At 75.8% G+C, this 22905-nt stretch carries 29 protein-coding genes; 10 read left to right on the plus strand and 19 right to left on the minus strand.

What is annotated here, in order from left to right:
* Positions 1-89 precede the first annotated feature (89 nt).
* The 3 genes from ACI796_RS14735 (at position 90) to panB (ending at position 3800) form a co-directional block, all read left to right on the plus strand.
* Positions 90-920: a slipin family protein gene (locus ACI796_RS14735; protein ID WP_456941976.1), complete on the plus strand. Its 831-nt coding sequence runs from the start codon at positions 90-92 to the stop codon at positions 918-920.
* A gap of 220 nt (positions 921-1140) precedes the next feature.
* Complete coding sequence (locus tag ACI796_RS14740; RefSeq protein ID WP_456941977.1) at positions 1141-2973, plus strand: NAD+ synthase; 1833 nt, start codon at positions 1141-1143, stop codon at positions 2971-2973.
* A complete protein-coding gene (gene panB, locus ACI796_RS14745; RefSeq protein ID WP_456941978.1) occupies positions 2970-3800 on the plus strand; it encodes a 3-methyl-2-oxobutanoate hydroxymethyltransferase in 831 nt (276 codons plus the stop codon). Before ACI796_RS14740 ends, panB begins: the two co-directional genes overlap by 4 nt.
* Here panB and ACI796_RS14750 read toward each other — a convergent pair whose 3' ends face one another.
* Positions 3801-4175, minus strand: a complete 375-nt coding sequence (locus ACI796_RS14750; protein ID WP_456941979.1) for a DUF2784 domain-containing protein — start codon at positions 4173-4175, stop codon at positions 3801-3803.
* 172 nt (positions 4176-4347) lie between these two features.
* On the opposite strand from ACI796_RS14750, the gene ACI796_RS14755 reads away from it, so the two are divergent.
* On the plus strand, positions 4348-5457 hold the full coding sequence (locus ACI796_RS14755) for a glycosyltransferase (RefSeq protein WP_456941980.1): 1110 nt from the start codon (positions 4348-4350) through the stop codon (positions 5455-5457).
* Between the two features lie 6 nt (positions 5458-5463).
* Here the strand turns inward: ACI796_RS14755 and npdG are convergent, their stop codons facing one another.
* The 3 genes from npdG to ACI796_RS14770 all read right to left on the minus strand — a co-directional run bounded on the left by npdG (position 5464) and on the right by ACI796_RS14770 (position 7030).
* Positions 5464-6165, minus strand: a complete 702-nt coding sequence (gene npdG, locus ACI796_RS14760) for an NADPH-dependent F420 reductase (RefSeq protein ID WP_456941981.1) — start codon at positions 6163-6165, stop codon at positions 5464-5466.
* 112 nt (positions 6166-6277) lie between these two features.
* Positions 6278-6460: a hypothetical protein gene (locus ACI796_RS14765; RefSeq protein ID WP_456941982.1), complete on the minus strand. Its 183-nt coding sequence runs from the start codon at positions 6458-6460 to the stop codon at positions 6278-6280.
* A gap of 99 nt (positions 6461-6559) precedes the next feature.
* Positions 6560-7030 (minus strand): cupin domain-containing protein, encoded by a 471-nt coding sequence (locus ACI796_RS14770; protein WP_456941983.1) that lies wholly within the window; start codon positions 7028-7030, stop codon positions 6560-6562.
* Between the two features lie 123 nt (positions 7031-7153).
* Between ACI796_RS14770 and ACI796_RS14775 the strand changes: the two genes are divergently transcribed.
* Positions 7154-8323 carry a diguanylate cyclase gene (locus tag ACI796_RS14775; protein WP_456941984.1) on the plus strand — a complete coding sequence of 390 codons (1170 nt, stop codon included), beginning with the start codon at positions 7154-7156 and terminating at the stop codon, positions 8321-8323.
* A 49-nt stretch (positions 8324-8372) separates the two neighbouring features.
* A complete protein-coding gene (locus tag ACI796_RS14780) occupies positions 8373-9707 on the plus strand; it encodes a M24 family metallopeptidase (RefSeq protein WP_456941985.1) in 1335 nt (444 codons plus the stop codon).
* On the opposite strand, the gene ACI796_RS14785 is transcribed toward ACI796_RS14780, so the two are convergent.
* From ACI796_RS14785 to ACI796_RS14810, 6 genes are read right to left on the minus strand one after another with little or no spacing between them, the layout of a single operon-like run.
* A complete protein-coding gene (locus tag ACI796_RS14785) occupies positions 9704-10129 on the minus strand; it encodes a ChaB family protein (RefSeq protein ID WP_456941986.1) in 426 nt (141 codons plus the stop codon). The genes ACI796_RS14780 and ACI796_RS14785 overlap by 4 nt on opposite strands.
* A 28-nt stretch (positions 10130-10157) precedes the next feature.
* A complete protein-coding gene (locus tag ACI796_RS14790) occupies positions 10158-10619 on the minus strand; it encodes a cupin domain-containing protein (protein ID WP_456941987.1) in 462 nt (153 codons plus the stop codon).
* 31 nt (positions 10620-10650) lie between these two features.
* The gene (locus ACI796_RS14795; RefSeq protein ID WP_456942003.1) at positions 10651-11064 is read right to left on the minus strand and encodes an acyl-CoA thioesterase; all 414 of its coding nucleotides are present in this window, start codon (positions 11062-11064) and stop codon (positions 10651-10653) included.
* On the minus strand, positions 11061-11291 hold the full coding sequence (locus ACI796_RS14800; RefSeq protein ID WP_456941988.1) for a hypothetical protein: 231 nt from the start codon (positions 11289-11291) through the stop codon (positions 11061-11063). Before ACI796_RS14800 ends, ACI796_RS14795 begins: the two co-directional genes overlap by 4 nt.
* 10 nt (positions 11292-11301) lie before the next feature.
* Positions 11302-11559: a DUF2795 domain-containing protein gene (locus ACI796_RS14805; protein ID WP_456930362.1), complete on the minus strand. Its 258-nt coding sequence runs from the start codon at positions 11557-11559 to the stop codon at positions 11302-11304.
* 14 nt (positions 11560-11573) lie between these two features.
* On the minus strand, positions 11574-12707 hold the full coding sequence (locus ACI796_RS14810) for a baeRF2 domain-containing protein (RefSeq protein ID WP_456941989.1): 1134 nt from the start codon (positions 12705-12707) through the stop codon (positions 11574-11576).
* 140 nt (positions 12708-12847) lie between these two features.
* Here ACI796_RS14810 and ACI796_RS14815 point away from each other — a divergent pair, with 140 nt between their 5' ends.
* The gene (locus tag ACI796_RS14815; protein WP_456941990.1) at positions 12848-13192 is read left to right on the plus strand and encodes a hypothetical protein; all 345 of its coding nucleotides are present in this window, start codon (positions 12848-12850) and stop codon (positions 13190-13192) included.
* A gap of 57 nt (positions 13193-13249) precedes the next feature.
* On the opposite strand, the gene ACI796_RS14820 is transcribed toward ACI796_RS14815, so the two are convergent.
* The 9 genes from ACI796_RS14820 to ACI796_RS14860 form a co-directional block, all read right to left on the minus strand.
* Complete coding sequence (locus ACI796_RS14820; RefSeq protein WP_456941991.1) at positions 13250-14146, minus strand: type II secretion system F family protein; 897 nt, start codon at positions 14144-14146, stop codon at positions 13250-13252.
* Positions 14146-15087, minus strand: coding sequence for a type II secretion system F family protein (locus tag ACI796_RS14825; RefSeq protein ID WP_456941992.1), 942 nt, complete (start codon positions 15085-15087; stop codon positions 14146-14148). The genes ACI796_RS14820 and ACI796_RS14825 overlap by 1 nt, the downstream gene beginning before the upstream one ends.
* Positions 15087-16520, minus strand: coding sequence for a CpaF family protein (locus tag ACI796_RS14830; RefSeq protein WP_456941993.1), 1434 nt, complete (start codon positions 16518-16520; stop codon positions 15087-15089). Before ACI796_RS14830 ends, ACI796_RS14825 begins: the two co-directional genes overlap by 1 nt.
* A gap of 60 nt (positions 16521-16580) precedes the next feature.
* On the minus strand, positions 16581-17771 hold the full coding sequence (locus ACI796_RS14835) for an AAA family ATPase (protein WP_456941994.1): 1191 nt from the start codon (positions 17769-17771) through the stop codon (positions 16581-16583).
* Positions 17768-18580 carry a Flp pilus assembly protein CpaB gene (gene cpaB, locus ACI796_RS14840; RefSeq protein WP_456941995.1) on the minus strand — a complete coding sequence of 271 codons (813 nt, stop codon included), beginning with the start codon at positions 18578-18580 and terminating at the stop codon, positions 17768-17770. Before cpaB ends, ACI796_RS14835 begins: the two co-directional genes overlap by 4 nt.
* A 10-nt stretch (positions 18581-18590) precedes the next feature.
* Positions 18591-19577, minus strand: coding sequence for a pilus assembly protein TadG-related protein (locus ACI796_RS14845; RefSeq protein ID WP_456941996.1), 987 nt, complete (start codon positions 19575-19577; stop codon positions 18591-18593).
* Positions 19565-19960: a TadE/TadG family type IV pilus assembly protein gene (locus ACI796_RS14850; protein ID WP_456941997.1), complete on the minus strand. Its 396-nt coding sequence runs from the start codon at positions 19958-19960 to the stop codon at positions 19565-19567. The genes ACI796_RS14845 and ACI796_RS14850 overlap by 13 nt, the downstream gene beginning before the upstream one ends.
* A gap of 82 nt (positions 19961-20042) precedes the next feature.
* Entirely contained in the window at positions 20043-20258 is a 216-nt protein-coding gene (locus tag ACI796_RS14855; protein WP_456941998.1) for a Flp family type IVb pilin, read from the minus strand.
* A 182-nt stretch (positions 20259-20440) separates the two neighbouring features.
* Entirely contained in the window at positions 20441-21175 is a 735-nt protein-coding gene (locus tag ACI796_RS14860) for a prepilin peptidase (RefSeq protein ID WP_456941999.1), read from the minus strand.
* Between the two features lie 115 nt (positions 21176-21290).
* Here ACI796_RS14860 and ACI796_RS14865 point away from each other — a divergent pair, with 115 nt between their 5' ends.
* The 3 genes from ACI796_RS14865 to ACI796_RS14875 form a co-directional block, all read left to right on the plus strand.
* The gene (locus ACI796_RS14865; RefSeq protein WP_456942000.1) at positions 21291-21617 is read left to right on the plus strand and encodes a hypothetical protein; all 327 of its coding nucleotides are present in this window, start codon (positions 21291-21293) and stop codon (positions 21615-21617) included.
* A 39-nt stretch (positions 21618-21656) separates the two neighbouring features.
* Positions 21657-21923 carry a DUF1905 domain-containing protein gene (locus ACI796_RS14870; RefSeq protein WP_456942001.1) on the plus strand — a complete coding sequence of 89 codons (267 nt, stop codon included), beginning with the start codon at positions 21657-21659 and terminating at the stop codon, positions 21921-21923.
* Positions 21924-21977: 54 nt separating this feature from the next.
* A partial coding sequence (locus tag ACI796_RS14875) for a DUF222 domain-containing protein (RefSeq protein ID WP_456942002.1) occupies positions 21978-22905 on the plus strand: 928 nt, incomplete at its 3' end.

Genomic DNA, 22905 nt, shown 5'->3' on the forward strand with positions numbered 1-22905 from the left:
CAGTTCCGCGGGGCCCGGTGCGGGCCTACGCTGACCCCCGCGTCACCGGTGCGTCCGCGGCTCGCACCGGGACGGCGACGGAGGACGACATGGACGCGATCCTCGTGATCCTGGCGGTCGTGCTGGTGGTGCTGCTCCTCCTGGGCGGGAGCAGCGTGCGGGTCGTGACGCAGTACGAGCGCGGCGTGGTGCTCCGGCTGGGGCGGCTGCTCGGCGAGCCCCGGCCGCCCGGCCTGACCCTCATCCGGCCCGGCGTCGACCGGCTGCACAAGGTGAACGTGCAGGTGGTCACCCTGCCGGTCCCCGCCCAGGAGGGCATCACCCGGGACAACGTGACGGTCAAGGTCGACGCGGTCGTCTACTACCGGGTGTTCGACCCGGTGCGGGTGGTCGTCGACGTGCAGAGCTACCAGGCGGCGATCGCCCAGGTCGCCCAGGCGTCGCTGCGGTCGATCATCGGCAAGAGCGACCTCGACGACCTGCTCTCCAACCGGGAGCGGCTCAACCAGGGCCTGGAGCTGATGCTGGACTCCCCCGCCGTCGACTGGGGCGTGCACATCGACCGCGTCGACATCAAGGACGTCGCGCTGCCGGAGTCGATGAAGCGGTCGATGTCCCGCCAGGCCGAGGCCGAGCGCGAGCGCCGGTCGCGGGTGATCACCGCCGAGGGCGAGCTGCAGGCCTCGCAGAAGCTCGCACAGGCCGCCGGGGTCATGGCCGCGCAACCGGCCGCGCTGCAGCTGCGCCTGCTGCAGACGATGGTCGAGGTGGCCGCCGAGAAGAACTCGACGGTCGTCCTGCCCTTCCCGGTGGAGCTGCTGCGCTTCCTGGAGCGCGCGGCGCCCCCGCCGGCCCCCGCGGAGGTGCCCGCGCCGCGGCCGGCGCCGAACGGCGCGGTCGTGCCCCCCGACGGCCGCTGAGGCCCAGCCGCGGACCGGCGCGGCGTCGTCCGGGTCGAGGCCGTCCGGGTCGAGGTCGTCCGGTCGAGGCCGTCCGGGTCGTCGTCCCGCGCCGGCGGGTCGGCGCCCACCGGTGTCCAGCACGGCCGCGCCCGCTGGACGCCGGGCCGGTCGGCGGGCGGGGTCCACCTCCCCCGTCCCCGGTCTGGCCGGTCCCGGGGGCCGGTTGTTGGATGGGTACGTGACGGTGCAGCTGAGAGTCGCGATGGCCCAGGTCGACACCCGCGTCGGCGACCTGGAGGGCAACGCCGCGCTCGTCGTCGAGTGGGCGCGGAGGGCCGCCGACGACGGCGCGCACCTCGTCGTGTTCCCCGAGATGACGCTCACCGGCTACCCCGCCGAGGACCTCGTGCTGCGCGAGTCCTTCGCCCGCGCCAGCGAGCAGGCGCTCACCGGCCTCGCGGCCACCCTCGCGGAGCGGGGGCTGGGCGAGGTCGCCGTCGTCGTCGGGTACCTGGCGCACACCGAGGGCCCGGTCGCGATCGACACCGCGCCGAGCGACGAGGAGACCCTCGACGAGGAGCGCCCCGGCGACGCCAACCCGCGCCGCACCCAGCCCCGCAACGCCGCGGCGCTGCTGCACGGCGGGCAGGTCGTGGCGCGCTACGCCAAGCGGCACCTGCCCAACTACGGCGTCTTCGACGAGGCCCGCTACTTCGTGCCCGGCTCCGAGCTGCCGGTGGTGCGGGTCCGCGGCGCCGACGTCGCGCTGACCATCTGCGAGGACCTCTGGGTCGAGGGCGGGCCGTGCGGGGTGGCCGGGCGGGCGGGCGTCGACCTCGTCGTCTCCCCCAACGCCTCCCCCTACGAGCGGGCCAAGGACGACCTGCGGCTGCCGCTGGTCCGCCGCCGCGCCGCCGAGGCGAACGCGCCGATCGTCTACTGCAACCAGGTCGGCGGGCAGGACGAGCTCGTCTTCGACGGCGACTCGCTGGCCGTCTCCGCCGACGGCGAGTTGCTCGCCCGGGCGCCGCAGTTCGTCGAGCACCTGCTCTGCGTCGACCTCGCCCTCGACCCGGCGCGCGTGCCCGAGCGGCGGGAGGGCCGGATCGGGCCGATGACGGTCACCCGCACCGTCGTGTCCGAGGAGCCGCCGGCGGCGTTCGAGCCGCGGCCGGGCTCGGTGGCCACGCCGCTGGGCGACTGCGAGGAGGTCTGGCGGGCGCTGGTGCTGGGCCTGCGGGACTTCATCGACAAGAACGGCTTCCCGTCGGTGGTGTTCGGCCTGTCCGGCGGCATCGACTCGGCGCTGGTGGCCGCGCTGTCGGTGGACGCGCTCGGCGCCGGCCGGGTGCACGCCGTCGCGCTGCCCTCGCGGTGGTCCACGGAGCACTCGTTGTCCGACGCCGAGGACAGCGCCCGGCGGCTGGGCCTGCACTTCTCCACCGTGCCGATCGCGCCGATGGTCGACGCGTTCGAGTCGCAGGTCGAGCTGTCCGGGACCGCGGCGGAGAACCTGCAGGCGCGCATCCGCGGCACGCTGCTCATGGGGCTGTCCAACCAGCACGGGCACCTGCTGCTGGCCACCAGCAACAAGAGCGAGGTCGCCGTCGGCTACTCGACGCTCTACGGCGACGCCGCCGGCGGGTTCGCCCCGATCAAGGACGTGCCCAAGACCCTGGTGTGGGAGCTGGCCCGCTGGCGCAACGCGCACGCCCGCGACCGCGGCGAGACCGAGCCGATCCCGCAGAACTCGATCGACAAGCCCCCGTCGGCGGAGCTCGCGCCCGGGCAGAAGGACAGCGACTCGCTGCCCTCCTACGAGGAGCTCGACGCCGTCATCGCCGACTATGTCGACCGCGACCTCGGGATGGCCGAGCTGCTCGAACGCGGCCACGACCCGGAGGTCGTGGCGCGGGTGCTGCGGCTGGTCGACGTCGCGGAGTTCAAGCGCCGGCAGTCCGCGCCCGGGACGAAGATCAGCCTCAAGGCGTTCGGCCGCGACCGGCGGCTGCCCATCACCAACCGCTGGCGGGAGAGCCTGCCCAGCGTCCGCGAAGGAGCCCAGGCATGACGGAGTCGGTCCTCTACGGCGGGACGTCGACCGCCCGGGTGCGCATCCACCACCTGCAGCAGGCCAAGGAGCGCGGCGAGAAGTGGGCGATGCTCACCGCCTACGACACCTACAGCGCGCAGGTGTTCGAGGAGGCCGGCATCCCGGTGATGCTGGTCGGCGACTCGGCCGGCAACGTCGTGCTCGGCCACTCCTCGACCGTGCCGGTCACCGTCGAGGACCTGCTGCTGATGACCAAGGCGGTCACCCGCTCGACGAAGCGGTCGCTGATCGTCGCCGACCTGCCGTTCGGGTCCTACGAGGCCTCGCCGCAGCAGGCGTTCGCCACCTCCGTCCGGATGATGAAGGAGGGCGGCGCGCAGGCGGTCAAGCTCGAGGGCGGGGTGCGGGTGGCGCCGCAGATCCGGGTGCTCACCGAGAACGGGATCCCGGTGATGGCGCACGTCGGCTTCACGCCGCAGAGCGAGCACGCCCTCGGCGGGTTCCGGGTGCAGGGCCGCGGCGCCGGCGCCGAGCAGCTGCTGGCCGACGCGCACGCCGTGCAGGAGGCCGGCGCGTTCGCCGTCGTCCTGGAGATGGTGCCCGCCCCACTGGCCGCGAAGGTGACCGAGGAGCTGTCCATCCCGACGATCGGCATCGGCGCCGGGCCCGACTGCGACGCCCAGGTGCTGGTGTGGCCGGACATGGCCGGGCTCAACGGCGGCCGGGTGCCCAAGTTCGTGAAGAAGTACGCCGACCTGCGCGCCGAGCTGCTGCGCGCGGCCCGCGAGTACGCCGACGAGGTGCACAGCGGGGTCTTCCCCGGCCCGGAGCACTCCTTCGACTGATCAGGCCCGGCGGCTCCCGGCCGTGCGCCGGGCCCGCGCCAGCAGCAGTCCGTAGCCGACGGCGTTGAGGCCCAGCGCGACGGTGTAGACGCCCGCCTGGACGCCGGCCGACCGCACGTCGAGGCCGAGCGGGCCGAACAGCACGTGGCCGAGGAAGCCGCCGTCGTAGGGCGCGGCGCCGGCCCGCTCCCGCAGCGCGAGCTCCAGCGTGGTGAGCGGGCACGGCGCGCCGGCCAGGTTGACCCCCAGGACGGCGAGCGCCACCGGGGCGTGCAGCCACACCAGCCGCGGCCACCGGAGCGCGAGCAGCGCGCCGGTGAGCATGAACAGGACGACGGCCGCGTGCAGGACCGCGACCGCGCTCGCGAGCAGCACGGCCCCATCCTCGCCGCCGTCCGGGCGCGGCGGAACGCCTTCCGGGCCGGCGGTGGGCCGAGCGCGTGCGCCGGAGACGGGTTCCGGGCCGGCGGACGCGGCGTGGGCGCACACGCTCCCGGGAGGCGCGCACGCCTTGTGCCGGGCAGGTCGCCGCGGCCAGCCTGACCGCATGCGCGTGCTGGTCGTCGCCTCCCCGCTGACCGGCCACGTCCTGCCGCTGGTCCCGCTCGCCCTGGCCCTGCGCGACGCCGGCGCCGAGGTGGTCGTGGCCACGGCCGGCGACGCGGTCGCGAGCTGTCCGCCGGAGCTGTCGCCGGTCGACGTCGCGCCCGGGCTGCGGCTGGGACCGCTGTTCGGGCGGATCATGCTGCGCCGGCCCCTGCTGGCCCGCCGCGAGCTGGCCGGGCGGGGCGGGACCGAGGCGGTCGGGCTGCTGTTCGGCACCCTCGGCGCCCGGATGGCCGACGGCGTCCTCGCCGCGGCCGGCCGGCACCGTCCCGACCTGGTGGTGCACGAGTCGCTGGCCCCGGCCGGGGCGGAGGTGGCCGCCCGCCGGGGAGTGCCGTCGGTGCTGGTGGAGGGCAACCTGTTCGACGCGGGGCGGCTGCTCGCCGCGGCGCTGGGGACCTACCGCCCGGCCCGCGGGCTCGGGGAGCTGCCGCCGCCGGAGCAGGTGCTCACCTCGGCCCCGCCGAGCGTGGTCGGCCCGCGCTCCGGCACACCCGTGCGGTTCGTCCCGTGGACGCCGGACCGGCCCGTCGACGCGGAGCTCACCCGCCCCGGCGACCGGCCGCGGGTGCTGGTCAGCCGCAGCACCGTGGCCTCCCCCGGCCCCGACCGGCTGATGCGCGACGCCGCGGCCGCCGCCGCGGGCACCGGCCTCGACGTCGTCCTGGTCCGGCCCGACCGCCGCGTGACCCGGCGGCCGCTGCCCCCGGAGGTGCGGACGGCGGACTGGCTGCCGTTCCCGCGGGTGGTGCCGGCGGCCGCCGGGGTGGTGCACCACGGCGGCGCGGGCACCGTCCTGACCGCGCTGGCCGCGGGCGTGCCGCAGCTCGTGGTCCGCGGCGCCGGCGACCGCCGCACCAACGCCGACCTGGTGGCCGCACGCGGTGCCGGCCTCGCCGTCGAGCCGGGCGGGATCACCTCTGCGCTGCTGGCGCGGCTGGTCGGCGACCCCGCCCTGGCCGCGGCCGCCCGGGAGGTGGCCGCCGAGATCGCCGCGGTGCCCGACCCGGCCGCCGTCGTCCCGGACCTGCTGGCGCTGGCCGGGCGGTGAGCGCGCTCAGACGTCGGTGACGCGGATGCCGGCGTGCGCCTTGTACCGGCGGTTGACCGAGACCAGGTTGATCGTCAGCGCCTCGACCTGGCGGGCGTTGCGCAGCCGGCCGGCGTAGATGCCGCGCATCCCGGGCAGCCGCCCGGCCAGCGCCTGCACCTGGTCGGTGGCGGCGCGCACGTCGCCGACCACCATGACGTCGCCGTCGAGGGTGGGCTTCGACAGGTCCTCGAGCAGCACCGCGGACAGGTGGTGGAACGCACCGACGACGTCGGAGTCGGGCAGCAGCGCCGCGGCCTGCTGGGTCACGCTGCCCTCCTCGACGTCGAGCACGTAGGCGCCCAGCTCGTCGAAGCCCATCGGCACCACGCAGTCGACGACGACCTTCCCGGCCAGCGGGCGCGCGAGCTCCGCGAGCGTGTCGGCGTGCCCGGCGTAGGGGACGGCGACGATCACCAGGTCGGCGGCACCGGCGACGTCGAGGTTCGACCCGCCCTGCACCGAGACCTCGCCCCCGCCGGCGGCCGCGGCGCGCTCGGCGACCTGCGCGGCCACCTCGCGGGCGCGGTCGGCGTCCCGGGACCCGAGCAGCAGCCGCTGCCCGACGGCGGCCAGCCGGACGGCGAGCCCCCGCCCCTGCGGGCCGGTCCCGCCCAGCACACCGACGACCAGGTCCTCGACCGGACGGCTCTCCGCTGCGGTGGTCACGCTGCCTCCTCCCGGGCACCGGCGGGTCCGGCGCACCGGGCCCGATCATGCCGGGCCGGCGGGGAGCGGCCGGCCGGCAGGGGCCCGTGGCAGCGGCGGTCGGCGGGACCGGTCAGCGGCCCTCCCACTCCCGGTCCTCCTGGTCGAGGCGCTCGTTGCGCTCGGCCACCGACTGCAGCGCGTGCTCGGCCTCCTCGCGCGTGGCGTAGGGCCCGAGACGGTGCCGCTCGGCGCAGCCGTCCCGGGGCTCCACGGTGTGGTGCTTCAGGCAGTAGAACCACGGTCCCTCGGCCATGCGCGCGCCTCCTGTCAGCCGGTCCCCGCGTGCCGGGGACACCCGATCACGACATGCCCGGAAACGGGGCCGCCACGCTCGCGCCGTGGGCCCCCGTCGTCACTCCTCGACCATCACCTGGTCGTGCCGCGCGTAGAACGCGGTCATCTCCTCGGGGGACGGCCGGAGCCCGGTGCGGCGCATCTCCGCCATCTCGGCGAAGAACGACTCCCGCGCGATCCCGGGCGTGAACAGGATGAGGAAGGACGCCGGCTCGTCGGAGTCGTTGCGGAAGCCGTGCACGCCCCGCTCGTGGGCCAGCGCGAAGTCACCGGGCCGGCACGGCTGCCAGCGCCCCCCGGCGTAAAGCGTCAGCTCGCCCGAGAGCACGTAGAACGACTCGGAGAACGTCCGGTGGTAGTGCGGCGCCGCGCCGGCCGACCGCGGGCCGAGCCGGTACTCGACCAGCCCGAACCGCCCGGCGGTGGCCGCACCCGGCGCCACCATGCGCAGCGCGGCCGAGCCGGCCTCGGCGAGCGGGTGGTCGGCCAGCGGGCGGACGTCGACGAGGCCGGGGTCCGGGTGCGACATGCGGGCAGCCTGCCAGCGACGGCGCCGCGCCGCCGCCCGCCGGCGCACGGCCGGTCCCCCGATGAGCGGGCAGGCGCGCCGCGGACCTCCCGCGACGTCGTCCCCGTGCGGCATCCTGCGCCGGTGACCTCCGTCCGGCCCCCCGACCCCGACGCCGCGACGCCGGACGACGTCCTCGGGCCCGGCGGTCCCGAGAACCGGGTCGCCGCGCTGCTGCTCGCCGTCCTGCTCGTCGTCGGCGGCCTCACGGGCCTGGTCAACCTCGCCCTCGACGGCGTCGTCCGCGAGGGCGCCACGGGCGTCACCTACGGGGCCAGCATGGCCGCCTGCGTGCTCGCCGCGGTGCCGCTGATCGTGCGCCGGCGCATCGGGCTGTGGCAGACGTTCGGCCTGGTGCTGCTCGGCGACCTCGTCTACGCCGTCGTCGCGCTGTGCATCGAGGACCCGGTCCGCTACGCGACGCCGCTGGTGCTGCTGTTCCCCTCGGTGGTGGCCGCGTGGTTCCTCCGGCCGTGGATGCTCGGCGTGCACATGGCGGCCACGCCGGTCGCCGTCGCGGTGGCGGTCCAGCACAGCTACGCGAGCACGGCCGGGCTCGCCGTCCAGGTCGCCGTCTCCGCCGGGATGCTCGACCTCGTGGCGGTCGGGGTGCACCTGCTGCGGCGCCGCGAGCGGCGGCTGCTGGCGGCCACCGAGGCGCAGTCCCGCCGCGACCCGCTCACCGGGCTGGCCAACCGCCGGCACCTGGTCGAGGAGGCCTCCCGGATCTGGCGGCAGGCCCGCCGCGAGGGGCAGCGGGTGGCCGCGATGGTCATCGACCTCGACCACTTCAAGCAGGTCAACGACCGGCACGGGCACGCCGCCGGCGACACCGTGCTGCAGGCCGTCGCGCGGGCGCTGGCCGACACCGTGCGGCCCAGCGACGTGCTCGCCCGCATCGGCGGGGAGGAGCTGGTCGTCCTCGGCCTGGTCGGCGACCCCGGCGAGGCGGCGCACCTGGCCGAGCGGCTCCGGCTCGCGGTCCGTGCCACCCGGCAGCAGCACGGGCACGCGGTCACCGCCTCGATCGGCGTCGCGCTGACCCGGCCGGTCGACGGCGAGGACGCCCCCGCCGCGCTGTGGCGGCTGGTCGACCGGGCCGACGCCGCCATGTACCGGGCCAAGCAGGCCGGCCGGGACCGGGTGGCCACCGTCGCCCCGCCGCGGCCGCGGGCCACCCCGCCGCACGAGCGGCTCGGCCCGCCGACCGTCCCGGGGGCCGCGCGGCCCGGGACGGCGCCCACCGGGGCCTGACCTCCCGTTCCACCGGGTGCGGACGGCGGTTCTCTGCTTCCCTGTCCCCATGACGCTGGTCGTCCCGGACCCGACGCGGACGGTGCCGCTGTCGCGGCGCGAGCAGGCCGACGTCCGCGACCGGTGGCTGACCCAGCGGCTGCTCGACCTCCTGCCCGGCCTGATGGACCGCGCCGGCATCGACCTGTGGCTGGTCGTCGGCCGGGAGGGCGGCGAGGACCCGGTGCTGCCCACCCTGCTGCCGGCGACGTGGCTGTCGGCCCGGCGGCTGGTCGTCCTGGTCCTGCACCGCAGCGACGACGGCGTCACGCCGGTCGCGGTCTCCCGCTACCCGGTCGGCCAGTTCCTGCCCGGCTGGTCACCGGGGGACGACGGCGGCGCCGAGGGCGTCGGCGACGACGAGGACGCGCAGTGGGCCGCGGTGCGGCGGATCGTCGCGCAGGCCGCACCGCGGCGGATCGGCGTCGACGTCTCGGCCGGGAACCCGCTGGCCGACGGGTTGTCGGTCGCCGAGCACCGGCGGCTCACCGCGGCGCTCGGCGACCTCGCCGGCCGGCTGGTGTCCGCCGATGACCTGGTCGTCGGCTGGCTGGAGACCCGGCTGCCGGAGGAGGTCGCGGCCATCGGCGCCCTGGCGCGGTTCACCGACCGGGTGCTGGCCGAGGTCCTCTCCCCCGCCGTGCTCGTGACCGGCGTGACCACGGCGGCGGACCTGGCCTGGGAGGTGCACGAGCGGCTGGCCGCCCGGGGCGTGCCGCCGTGGTTCCACCCGGGGGTCACCGTGCAGCGGGCCGGCGTGCCGCTGCAGCCCGACGGCGGGGTCGGGCTCCCGGCCGTGCCGCAGGACGCCGTCCTGGAGCCCGGCGACCTGGTGACCTGCGACGCCGGGCTGACCAGCCTGGGCCTGGTCTCCGACCTGCAGCGCAGCGTCTACCTGCTGCGCCACGGGGAGGACGCCGCGCCGGCGGGCCTGCGGCGGGCGTGGGCGGCGGGGCGCCGCGCGCAGGAGCTCACCGCCGCGGCGCTGGTACCGGGGCGGACCGGCAACGAGGCGCTCGCCGCCGCGCGCGCCGCGATGGCCGCCGAGGGGCTGGATGCCGACGTCTACTCCCACCCGGTGGGCGTGCACGGGCACGGCGCCGGGCCGGTGATCGGCCGGTGGGACGACCAGCGCGGCGTGCCCGGCGAGGGCGACCGCGTGCTGCACCCGGACACCGTCTTCGCCCTGGAGCTCGCCGTCCGCGTGACGGTGCCCGAGTGGGGCGGCCAGTGCCTGCGGCTGGCGCTGGAGGAGGAGGTCGTCCTCACGTCCGCGGGGACGTCGGAGCTGGGCGCCCCGCAGCGCGAGCTGTGGGCCGTCCCGGCGGGCTGGGGCGGCGCCTAGCTCTCGCGCGCCCTCGCCGTCGCGCGGTCGCTGGCCTTGCGGATGGCGTCGACGAGCTCGTCCTTGCTCATCCTCGATCGCCCGCTGACGTCGAGCCGCTTCGCGACGTCCATGAGGTGCTCCTTGGTGGCGTTGGCGTCGACGCCGCCCTTGGTCTCCCGGTCGGTGCCGGCGCCGCCCTCGGCCTGGGGGTCGCTCGGGCCCTTGTGGTCCTTGGGCTCCCAGTGGTCGCCGACCTTCTCGTGGGTGTGCTTGACCGCCGCCCACGCCACCCGGTTGGCCCGCTGCTCGTCGCCGTCGTAGTCCTCGACGGCGGAGTCGTGCGCCTTGGCGAAGGTGCGCTGCGCCTTCTCGTCCGAGCGTTGCAGCGTGCTGGGGATCTCGTCGGCCTTCGCGTCTCCGCTCTTCGTCGTCTTGGGCATGCGGCGCAGGTACCCGCGGGCCGGGCGGTCACTCGCCGGTGCCGAGCCAGGTGACGCCGTGCTCCCGTGAGGCCCGCTGGTAGGCCTCGTCGAACGAGCCGCCGGTCGCGCTGGCCTCGGCGAGGGTGCGGAAGAAGCCCTCGAAGCCGGCCGGGGAGGTCAGGCAGAGCAGCCGGCCCTCGCGCGGCACCACCCGCCGGTGGGCGTGCGGGACGCCGCGCGGGAGGAACGCCGTCCCGCCCGGGCCGACGGTGAACTCCTGCTCGCCGCACACGAAGACGTGCTCGCCCTCGATCACGTAGTACAGCTCGTCGGTGTCCCGGTGCACGTGCCGGGAGGTGTCCAGGAGCGGGGTCTGCTCCTCGAACAGGGTGAAGGCCCCGGCCGTGGTGTCCGCGGACGCGCGGACGACGATCGTCGTCCCCCAGAAGACCAGCCGCTCCCCGCCGTCGTGGTCCCGGGCGAAGGGCGGCGCGGCGGGCTCGGCCATGGCAGGACGCTACGCCGGGGACCGCCCGGCGTCAGCGGCCCGCGGCGTCCCCCGGCCCGTCGACCAGCCAGCGCGACCAGTGCACCCGCTGGGCTTCGGTCAGGGGCGCCGAGGCGTCGGCGGCGTAGTCGAAGTTGACCAGCACCATCTCGGCGCGCAGGGCCACCTGCCCGTCCTGGGTGAGCTCCTGGCACATGCCGATCGAGCTGCGGCCCAGCCGGGTGATCGACGTCGACACCGTCAGGTGCTCCCCGATCCGGTAGTGCACCTGCCGCAGGTAGTCGACCTCCAGCCGGGCGAGGATGATCCCCGAGCCCGGCGCGGGGTCGACCATGGCCAGCCGGGCGTCCTCGAGCAGGCCGAGGACGCGGGCGTGGTTGACGTGCCCGAAGACGTCGGTGTCCGACCAGCGCAGCTGGACGGGGTGCTCGTGCCGCTGGCTCAGGGCAGGTCCGCCGTCTCCGCCGACTGGCGGTGGGCGCCCTGGGCGTCGTCCGGGTCGGGGTGCACGGTGCGCTCCTCGGACTCGGCGAGGATCACCTCGGCGGCCACCTCCTCCATGCCGCTGCCCTTCATGCCGGCCTCCTCGGGGAGCAGGTCGGCGCGGGTCTCGACGTTGTGCTCGGTGACGTTGGCCAGGGCCTCGGGGCTCGGCTCCTTCTGCGTGACCACGCGGACCTCCTCAGAACCGCTGCTGCTCGGTGCCGATGCCCAGCGCCCGGGCGACGTCCTGGACGTTCTCGAACGTCTGCCCGGCCGGGAGCCGGCGCAGGTCGGCGAGCACGCGGTCCTCCGCGTTCGACTCCTCCGCGCGGGCCACGAGCGCGTCGCGGTCGGCCGGCCACACCTCCTTGCCGAGCGTCTCGGCGATCGCGGCGCGGCGGTCGACGTCGGCCGGGCTGGTGCCGGCCGGGGTGCCCTCCTGGTGCGGGTCGCTCATGGGGTTCGCCTCCGTCACTGCGGGGTCGGGGTCGAGTCGTCGGTGTAGCGGAGGATCGCCGCCACCGGGATGTCGCCGGGCATGGCCGCCCGCGGCACGACGACGACGCCGGCGGTGCTCGCCACGGCGGCGGCCAGCAGCGCGCGCTCGGCGGGGACCGACTGCGCCTCCTGCACGCCGAGGGCGTCCATGTCGGCCGGGTCGACGCCGAGCTCCAGCGGCGAGGCGCCCACGAGCAGCTTCTCGTCGTCGGCGGGGTCGGCGAGGACGAGCGTCTCCACCTGCGCCTTCCGCAGCGCCTCGACGACGTTCGCCGTCCCGGTGACGGCCAGGCCGTGGGCGCCGGCGGAGCTGATCTTCTCGACGGCGTCGGCCTCGTCCCGCGCCTCGTGCTCGGCGACGAGCTCGGCGGCCTTCCGCTCGACCGGCTCGCGGTCGGCGCCGGCGGCCCGGCCGCCCTCGTCGATGGACACGATCAGGTCCGACCACAGCCCGCTGGCCCGGTCGGAGAGGATCTGGCGGGCGCGCATGTCACCGGCGAGCAGCACGAACCGCGGCTGGTGGCGCCGGACGACCGAGGAGACGTGCTGGGCGACGTCCTCGGCGTTGTGGATCCACTTGTTCTCGGCGTTGTGCTGGTACCGGTGGTGGGCCCAGCCGCCGCCCTGGAACTTGCGGATCTGGAAGGTGTCGCCCTTCACCGTCTCCTCCTCCTCGGCCTCGCCGGGGAGGCTCGCGACGGTGAGGTCGGCGCCGGTGCGGTCGGTGAGGACGACGACGTGCGGGACGCGCCCGGGCAGCGCGCGCAGCACCGGCAGCAGGTCCGGCTGCGGCGACCACTCGGCGAGCTCCTGGCGCGGCACGTCGGCGAGCTGAGAGTCGAACACGACGGTGCCGTCGGCGGCGACGACGACCGCGCGGCCGCGGATCGTGCCCGCCTCACCGCCGTCGTTGCCCTCCAGCAGCCGGCCGCGGACCGCCTCGACGACCGCCTCCGGCGCGCCCTGCTCGCCGAGCTTCTCGGCGACCGCGCGGACGCGGAGGTCGAGCTCGGTGTCGGCGCTCTCGGTGGTGTGCGTGACGTCGGCGGTCACGGTGGCGAAGGGACCTGCGGCCTGGAAGACCGGTGCCAGGAAGGACACGTCCATGGGGTGGGGACCACTTCCTCTGTGCTGATCGGAGTGCGGGACGGCGTCCTCGGTGGACCGCGCACTGCTCCGCCGCCTACCCACCGGTCCGAGTGCCACACACCGTGTCGGATCCGGGAGGGGCGGGTAGGCGGTCCGGCATGACCGAGCACGACCAGCTGCCGCTGCCCGACTACGACCACCTGCCGGTGCAGGGACTGATCTCGCGCATCCGCACGCTGGACGCCACCGGCCTGCAGACGGTGCTCGAGTACGAACGGGCCCACGCGAACCGGCTGCAGGTGGTCACGGCCATGGAGAACCGGCTGCGGTCGCTGCACGAGGGCGCCCAGCCCTCCGGCGGCGACCCGGCGGCCGCGGCGGCCGACGACCCGGTGCACGCCTCCGCCGGCTCGAAGGTGTCCGAGGCCACGACCGGCCCGGCGATGAACCCGCCGTCGCAGGGCGACCCGACCAACCCCGCCCAGCCGCGCTCGACCGGCTGACCTCCCCACCGACGACGGCGGCCGCGCACCCCACCGGGTGCGCGGCCGCCGTGCCGCTCAGCCGAAGGCGTCGACCATGTCCATGGCGGCCGGGCCGAGCAGCACGACGAACAGGACCGGCAGGATGCACACCATCAGCGGGAAGATGACCTTGACCGGGATCTGCATGGCCTTCTCCTCGGCCCGCTGCCGGCGCTTGAGCCGCATCTCCTGCGCCTGGGTGCGCAGCACGTCGGCGATCGAGACGCCGTAGACGTCGGCCTGCACCACGGCCCGGATGAACCGCCGCAGGTCCTCCACCCCGGTCCGCTCGGCCAGCGCGAGGTAGGCCTCGCGGCGGGGCTGGCCCACCCCGATGTCCTGCAGGGTGCGCACCAGCTCCTCGGCCAGCGGACCGCGGCCGTTCCGCCCGGCCCGGGCCATGGCCGCCTCGAACCCGAGGCCGGCCTCCACGGCGATGGTCATCTGGTCGAGGGTGTCGGCCAGCTCCAGCCCGATCGCCTGCTGGCGCTCCTGGCCCCGGCTGTGGAGCAGCAGCTCGGGGACGACGTACGCGACGGCCGTCGTGGCGACGGCCATGAGCACGGTGAGCGCCCCCGGACGGCTGCTCACGACCAGCAGCCCGAGAGCCGCGGCGATCGCGGCCAGCACCAGCTTGGCGGCGACCAGCCGCGGGACGGGCCAGGCCGCCGGGCGCCCGGCCGCGCCGGCCATCCGGTCCAGCCGGGCCACCGTGCCCGCCGGCGTCAGCACCGAGACGAGGCGCCCGAGCAGGCCCGGGCGGGTCCGCGCGGACCGCGGCCCGGCACCGGTCACGTCGAGCCCACGGGTGAGGTTGGCCCGGGACCGGGCGGCCGCGTCCTGCGGACGCGCGACCAGCGCCCAGCCGATCAGGGGGACGCCGGCGGCCACGGCCAGTGCCGCGGCGAGGACGAGGGGAGGAACGGTGCCCATCAGAACCGGATCGCCACGGTCTTCTTGAGCCACAGCCCGCCGACGAGCAGCAGGACCGCCGACACGGCGATCATGACCCAGCCGGCGAGGGACCCGGTGAACGCGGAGAGGTAGGCCGGGTTGGTGACCGTCAGGAAGGCGACGATGCCGACCGGCAGGGCCATGAGCACCCAGGCCGACAGCCGGCCCTCGGCCGACAGGGCCTGCACCTGACGGCGGATGGCGTTGCGCTCCCGGATCGTGTGCCCGACGGTGTCGAGCACCTCGGCCAGGTTGCCGCCGACCTCGCGGTGGATGGCGATGGCCTGGGCGGTCCAGCGGAAGTCGTCGCTGTCCACCCGCACGGCCACCTCGTCCAGCGCGGCGCCGAGGTCCCGGCCCACCCGGGTCTCGTTGACGATCCGGGCGAACTCCTCCGCGATGGGGGCCGGCGCCTGGTCGGCCACCGCGTCCACCGCGCGCAGCAGGCTGTGCCCGGCGCGCAGGCTGCTGGCCATCAGCTGCAGCGCGTCGTCGAGCTGGTCGGCGAACCGGGCCCGGCGCCGGCCGGTCCGCAGCCGGACGAGCACCCGCGCGCCCAGCGGTACCAGGGCCGCGAGCAGCAGCCCGGCGAGGACACCCCCGAGCAGCCAGCCGAGCGCACCGAGCACCAGCGTCCCCAGGCCGGTGAGCAGGACGAACTCCGCCGGCCCCGTGGCGATGCCGGCCCGCTCGAGGGCGGCCGCGACTCCCCCGGCGCCACCCCGCCGCGCCAGCACCTGCTCGACGCCGTCCTGCGCCTGCGCGGCCACCTTGGTCAGCAGCGTCGGCGGCGGCGCGATCGTGGGGTCGAGGCGGGCCAGCGGCACCCGCCGCGGCCCGGCCGGCACCACGCCGAGGGCCAGGACGGCCAGCCCGCCGGCCACCAGCGCCAGCCCGAGGAGCAGCAGCGCCGGCGACATCAGGCCCACCTCCGCGCGGGCAGCGGCTCGGGCGTCCCGAACACCGACGGGGAGACCCGGATGCCGAGCTCCTCGAAGCGGTCGGTGAACCGCGGCCGCACGCCGGTCGGGACCGGCTTGCCGAGGAATCGGCCGGAAGGGTCGACGCCGGCGGAGTAGTCGAACAGGAAGGCGTCCTGCAGGGTCACCGTCTCCCCCTCCATGCCCTGCACCTCGGTCACGTGGGTGACCCGGCGGGTGCCGTCGCGCAGGCGGGTGAGCTGGACGACGACGTCGACCGCGGAGGCGATCTGCTCGCGGATGGCGCGCAGCGGCAGGTCCATGCCGGCCATGAGCACGAGGGTCTCCAGCCGCGCGATGGCGTCGCGCGGGGAGTTGGCGTGCACCGTCGACAGCGAGCCGTCGTGGCCGGTGTTCATCGCCTGCAGCATGTCCAGCGACTCCCCGCCGCGGCACTCCCCGACCACGATCCGGTCGGGGCGCATCCGCAGGCTGTTGCGGACCAGGTCGCGGATGGTGATCGCGCCGCGGCCCTCGATGTTCGGCGGCCGCGACTCGAGCCGGACGACGTGCTCCTGCTGCAGCTGGAGCTCGACGGCGTCCTCGATGGTGACGATCCGCTCGCCCTCCGGGATGAAGGACGACAGCACGTTGAGCAGCGTCGTCTTCCCGGTGCCGGTGCCGCCGGAGACGATGATGTTGAGCCGGGCCTCGACGCAGGCGTGCAGCAGCTCGGCCATCTCCGGGCTGAGCGTGCCGAACCCGATGAGGTCCTCGACGCCGAACGGGTCCTTCGAGAACTTGCGGATGGTCAGCGTCGATCCGGAGAAGGCCAGCGGCGGGATGATCGCGTTGACGCGGGAGCCGTCGGCCAGCCGCGCGTCGACCATGGGCGAGGACTCGTCGATCCGGCGTCCCACCCGGGAGACGATCCGGTCGATCACCCGGCGCAGGTGCTCCTCGGAGGTGAACCGGGCGGCGCTGCGCACCAGCTTGCCGCCCTGCTCGACGTAGACCATCTCCGGGCCGTTGCACATGATCTCGGTGACCGTCGGGTCGTCGAGCAGCCTCTGCAGCGGGCCGAAGCCCAGCACGTCGTCGGCGAGCTCCGCGGTCAGCCGGGCCCGCTCGTCGGGCGAGAGCGGCACCTTCTCCTCGTCGACGACGACGTCGAGCTCGCCGAGGACGATGCCGCGCAGCTGCTCCTCCGACAGCGACGGGTCGTTCATCCGCGACCCCATGCGCTCGAACAGCGCCTTGGCGACGCGGTCCTTGAGCCGGGTGAGGGCGTCGGTCGGGGGCGCCGGGGCGACCGGGGTCACGGGCCGGGGCGCGGGGACGACCGCCGGCGCCGGCGTCTGCGCCGGGACGGGCGGGGGCACCGGCTCGGCCGGCCGGCCCTGGGCGGCAGCGAGGCGGGAGGCGAGGTTCACGACGCCGCCCGGTGCATCGAGGCGGAGGTCACGACGCCGCCCGGTGCATCGAGGCGGAGGTCACGACGCCGCCCGGTGCTTGGCGCGGTAGCGGCCCGGCTTGACCAGCGGGGTGGCGGCGAACCGGGAGACCAGCCGGCGCAGCTCCTTCGCCGCCGGGTCCTTGCCGTTGCCGGCGAGGATCGGCACCCCCTGGTTGGTCGAGGCCGGGACCGCGGGCGACCGCGGGACGACGACGTCGACCCCCGTGCCGATCGCGGACTCGACGTCGCGCTGCGACAGCCCGCTCTTGGGGTCGGCCATGTTCATGACCACGTGCCGGCCGGCCGGGATCATGCCGAGCTCGCCGAGCACCTGCACCTCCTTGCGCAGGCCGCGGACGCCGGGGACGTCCATGCTGCTGAGCAGGACCACGTCGGTGGCGCCGTCGATGGCGGCCAGCGTGTGCTCCGAGAGCCCCGGCGCGGTGTCGACGACGACGTAGCGGAACTCCCGGGCCAGCGCGGACAGCAGCCGGGTGACGTCCTCGGCGGTGACCGTGTCCCCGGCGGCCGGCGACTCCGACCCGCAGACGGCGAACAGCCCGCTGGGATGCTGGGTGAGGAAGGTCTTGAGGACCATCGTGTCCTGGCTGGCCGGGCCGTGGACGGCGTCGGGCAGCGTGTACTCGGGCACCAGGCCGAGCGCGGAGGCCACGTCGCCGAACTGCACGTCGAGGTCGACCAGCACGGTCCCCTGCGGGGCCGTGGCGGCCAGGCCGACGGCGAGGTTGGTCGCCACCGTGGTCTTGCCGACGCCGCCCTTGGGCGAGGCGACGGTGACCACCCGGCCGGTGAAGCGGGCGGTCTCCTCCAGCGGGCGCAGCACCCGGCGCCGGTCGGCGGCGGCCGCGCCGGCGCGCTCGACGGCCGCGGTGATCTCGGCCGCCTCGGCACGCGGGGGCAGCAGGTCGCGGATGCCGGCCCGCATCGCCGCCTGCCACAGCTCCGGCGTCGGCTCGGCGACCAGGACGACGCTGGTGCCGGGGCACTGCACGTCCAGCCGCCCGGCCAGGGTGAGCACCTCGTGCAGGGGGGCCAACGGGCCGACGAGCAGGACGTCGGGCAGCTCGCCGTCGGTCAGCAGCTCGAACAGCCGGGCCGGGTCGCCGGGCAGCCGGCCGGGGGGCAGCACCTGGACGTCGCCGTCCACGGCGGCCACGACCGCCGCCCGCAGGTCGTCACCGGCCCCGGCGAGGACGACGCGGCTCACTCCGTCGCCTCCGCGGCCACGGCACCGAGGGCGGCGAGCAGGTCGCCGTAGACGTTGCCCTGGGTGACCACGCGGGTGCCGGAGGTGTCGGTGCCCTCGCGCTCGAGCGCCAGCCAGACGGTCGCGTGCTCCATGCCGAAGACCACCCGCTCGGCGTCGCGGGCCGGCAGGGCCATCGTGACCATCACGTTGCCCGTCGGGGCGGCGCCGGTGGCCGAGGCGGTCTCCACGTCCCCGCCCTCGGCGCCGGCCGGTGCCGGGGCGCCCTGGACCTGGGTGACCAGGACGCCGTGCAGGGTGGCGTGGGTGGTGCCGATCTGCTCGTCGTCGGGGTCGGCGTCGATGTTGCCCTGCAGCTCCATGGAGATGTAGACGCCGATCTCGTCGCCGGCGGCCAGCCGGCCCCCGACCGCGCGCTGCGGCTCGAGGACCACGCTCACCTCCGACAGCCCCTCGGGCACCGGCACGGTGCCGGGCGCCTGCAGGTCGGTGGGCGCGGCGAACCGGCGGGCCAGCAGCTGCTCGCCGGGCTCGAGGTCCGCGGTGGCGACCTGGCCGGCGAGCTGCTCGAGGTCGGTCACCCGCCCCTCGACCGCCGCCTTGGCGGGCAGCACCTCGGTGCGGACCAGGCCGGCGACCTCGTCGGCGGGGGTGCCCTCGGGGATCGGCTGGTCCACCACGAGCACCTCGACCGTGCGCACCCCGGCGAGGGCGCGGGCGTCGGCGCCGCGCACGTAGGCCAGCAGCACCACGGTGCCGGCGGCCACGAGGACCAGCGCCGCGACGGCGGCGAGCAGTCGGCGTCTCACGGAAGGGCCCCTATCGGATCAGTCGGAGGATCGACGCGCCCAGGTCCGGGGCGTCGGTGCTGGTGTCGAAGGCGCCGGAGGCGTCGACGAAGCGGGTGAAGTAGCCGCGGATGCAGCGCTCCTCGCCCTTGCAGGGCGCACCGGAGTCGAAGAGCCCGCCGAAGTGGTAGCCGGTGACGGTGAAGGCGGCGTAGCCGTAGACCTCGTACCAGGCGCCGCTGCCGGTGCCGCCGTACTCGTCGAAGATCGGCAGCAGCACGGTCCGGCCGACCAGGGCCGCGACGTCGCCGACGGAGCAGCCCTGCGAGGGGTTGTTGCCCGGCTCGGAGTCGAACCGGTTGCCCACCCGCGTGGTCGCCCTGCAGGTGTTGCCGCCGTCGGACTCCAGCCAGCCGAAGCCGCCGGGCACGAACATGCGCGAGGGACCGGTGCAGCCGGTGTCGGACTTCTTGGGCAGCACGATGGTGCGTTCGGTCGTGCCCGAGGGCATGCCGCCGCCGGTCTGCGCCTGCCACTCGCACCAGGAGAAGATCAGCGGCAGCATCGCCGTCCCGCCGCTGGGTGCGCCCCAGGTGACGGTCGCCGTCGCCGAGACCTGGCTCGCGTCGTGGCCGATGACCGGGGCGAACCAGTGCTCGCGCGGGGCGCTGCCGGTGACCGTCACGCGGGTGGGCCCGCTCTGCAGCACCGGCGGTGCCGCGGTGGCCGCGCCGGCGCCGGCCGCGGCCTCGTCGTTGGCGGCGACCAGCTCCTGGGCGGTGGCCTGCACGTCGCCGCAGGCGCCACGGGCGCAGTCGCGGGCCACGGCGAGGGCGGCGGCGTCGGCGGCGACCTGCAGCCGCGCCTTGTCGGCGTAGAGGGCGCCGACGTCGACCGCGATCGCGGTGAAGCCGAGCAAGGGGACGAGCAGGACCGACAGGAGCACGGCCACGGCGCCGCGCTCGCCGGCGAGCCGGCGCCGGAAGCGCGCCCGCAGCGGGCGGATCAGCCGTTGCACCGCATGACCCCCGTCCCGGTCAGGTCGACGTCGGCCCCGAAGAAGCCGGTCAGGAAGGGCATCGGGTAGCTGATGGTCACCCGCACGTTGGTCGTGGTCGTCGCGGTGAGCGGGCACGCGGCGGGTGAGATGGCGATCTGGGCGTCGGTGATCGCCGGGTCGAGGGTGGGGGCGGCGTCGCGGACGGCGGCGCGGGCGGCGGCCGGGTTGCTCTGCAGCGCCATGACCCGGGCGCCCTCGCGGGCCGCCGCGGACAGCGTCCCCTGCACCTGGAAGGCGTGACCGAACTCGATGATCCCGAGGACCAGGACCATCAGCAGGGGCACGATCAGCGCGAACTCGACGACGCTGGCGCCGCGCTCGCGGTTCGACCGTTCCCTCATGTCAGCCTCCTCCCTCGACGATGCGGCCGGGCGTCGTGGCGACTCGTCGTCGCCACGACGCCCGGTGCCCGGTGTGTGTGGGTCAGCTCGCCTCGTTGGCCTTCGTGAGACCGCTCACCACCGACTCGAAGAGCTCCTTGAGCTGCGGGCCGAGCAGGAGCAGGGTGGCGATGATCGCGACGGCGATCAGGCCGACGAGCAGGCCGTACTCGACGGCGGTGGCGCCCTTCTCCTCCCGCTCGACGCGGTCCTTGGCGAAGGCGACGAGGGTGACGAGGGCGGCGAGCGGGTTCAGCACGGTTCTCTCCTGTGGGGGTGGGCCGCCGGTCCAGATCGGTCGATCCGGCCAGTCACGGCGCTGCAGACCCCGTCGGGCGAGAGATGCGCGGACTTGAGGGTCCTTCACCCCGTCCACGGACACGGTTCACCCTCCCCGGTGCGTTCAGCACCTGGGCGGTGACTCCGAGTGTCTGGATTCCGTCAGGTGAGGAGCGGGGCCAGGACCACCAGGCCGGTGCCCAGCAGCAGCGCCGGGCCGAAGGGCAGTTCCGTGCGGAGCCCCACGCGGCGGACCGTCACGAGGGCCAGCGCCAGCACCGCCTGGAGGGCGAAGCCCGCGAACAGGCCGAGCACGACGTGCGGCCAGCCGAGCCACCCCAGGTACAGCCCGAGGACGGCGCCCAGCTTCACGTCCCCCATCCCCATGCCGCGCGGTGAGACCAGCGCCATGACGAGCAGGACGCCGAAGACGGCCGCGGCCGCCGGCACCGCGCGCAGCAGCGCCGGCCACTCCCCCGTGACCGCCGCGGCGCCGGCGAGCAGGACGGTGCCCGCGGCCAGCGTGGGCCGCACGACCCGATCGGGCAGCAGGGAGTGCCGCTGGTCGATCGCGGCCAGCAGCACCCCGCTGACGGCGAGCAGGAGGTAGGCGGGCAGCTCGGCGGCCGGCCCGAACCGCCACGCGGTCAGTGCGCACAGGGCACCGGTCAGGAGGACGAGGACCGGCCGCACCGCGGGGCGTTCCGCCGCCCGCTGGTCCTGCGACGGGAGGGCCGGTGCGCCCGCCGGCACCCGGGCGTCCCGACGCCAGGTCCCCCATCGCCGGGCCGCCGGCCAGGGGAAGGTCGCGGCGGCGCGGTCGACGGCCACCCCCGCGACCAGGCCGAGGAGCGCGGCGACCCCGGTGGCGACGGCGGTGGCGGACACGGCGGTCACGATGACACGGCGGAACGTGCGGGCCGGTGAGCGAAAGGCGCCCCTTTCGGGTGAGATCCCGGGACGCGATCGGTGCTCCGTGGCTGCCCGGGCCTCACCGGTACCTTCCCCGTCCGTGCACGTCGTCCGGGGGTTGGTCCAGGCGCTTGTCCTGCTCGTCGCGGGGACGGCTGTCGCCTGCACCGTCGCCGGCGTCTGGGCGGCGGTCGCGGACGGTGACCTCCGGTCGAGGCTCGGCGTCGCGCTGCTCGTCGTCGCCGGGCTCGTCGCCCTCGTCGGTGGATCGCTGCTCGCCCGCGCCGGGACGTCGGACGTGCGGGCGTTCCTGGGCCTGGCCCCGGAGACCGGTCAGGCCGAGCCCGGGGGTTCGCTGGGGCCGGTCGGCGTCTTCCTGTTCGTCTGCGTGCCGCTCGCCGTCGCCGGGCTCTTCCTCGCGGGCTGAGGCGCCCGGATCGTCGTCCCCGTCGGGCAGGCTGCGCGCGTGCCCTTCGACGCGACGCTGGTGCGGTGGCCCGGTGCCGGCAGCTGGGTCTTCGCGCCCGTCCCCGCGGAGCACGCGCCGGAGACCGCCGGTCCGTTCGGCCGGGTGCCCGTGACCGCGACCGTCGACGGGCGCACGTGGTCGACCAGCGTGTGGCGTGACCGCGCGGCGGGGTGGCTGCTCCCCGTGCCCGCGCGGATCCGGCGCGGCAAGGACGACGGCGACGTCGTCACGGTCGACGTCGAGGTGGACCCCGTCCGGCTGTGAGAAACCGCCTCTGACCTGCGGGAACTGTCGTACCCCGGCCGTAGCGTGCGGGGTGTGCAGGAGGTCGCGGAGTACCGGTCGCCGGTCGAGCAGGCGTTGCTCGACGCGGTGATCGAGCTGCCCGCGCCGTTCCGGCGGCTTCCGGTGGACCTGCTGTCGGACGAACAGGCCGCCGCGGAGTTGCAGCGGGTGCAGGCGCGCAAGGCGATGGAGGCCGCCTACGAGGCCGAACTGGTGCTCCGCCTGGCCGAGGCCCGCCCGTCCGACATCGATCCCGCCCCCGGCACCCCCGGGGCGAGGCGGGGGTCGTGGGCGCCGGACACCGAGCTGCCCGGGGTGTCGGAGTTCTTCACCGCCGAACTCGCGGTGGTGCTCAACGTCGGCCGCGGTACCGCCGCCCACCTGGCGCACCGGGCGTGGACCTACCGGGAGAAGCTGCCCGCCACCTGGGCCGCACTGGCCACCGGCACCCTGGACGAGGCCCGCGCCAAGGCCCTGGTCGACGTCCTCGAACACACGAGCGCAGTCACCGCCCGCGCGATCGAGGCCCGGTTGCTGCCGGAGGCCACGTCGCTGACGGTGCGCAAGCTCAAGGACCGCGCCCTGGCGCTGCTGCTCGACGCCGACGCCGACGCGATCGACCAGCGGCGGGAGACCGCGCAGCGGCACGCCGACGTGCGGCTGTACGACTGCCCGTTCGACGGCACGGCCACCCTCGCCGCCGATCTGCCCGCCGACGTCGCCGCCGCCTGCCACGCCGTCGTCGACGCCCTGGCCCGGATGCGCAAGGCCGACGGCGATCCCCGCCCGATCGGGCAGCTGCGCACGGTGGTCCTCGCCGACCTGCTGCAGCGGCCGTGGGAGAGCGGCCGGCCGGCGGTGACCGCGCACCTGCAGGTCATCGCCACCCTCAGCGCGCTGGCCGGCCGCAGCACCGAGGCCGGCCAGGTCAACGGGTTGCCGATCACCGCCGCCCACCTGC

This window comes from Geodermatophilus sp. SYSU D00525 (genome assembly GCF_054050475.1).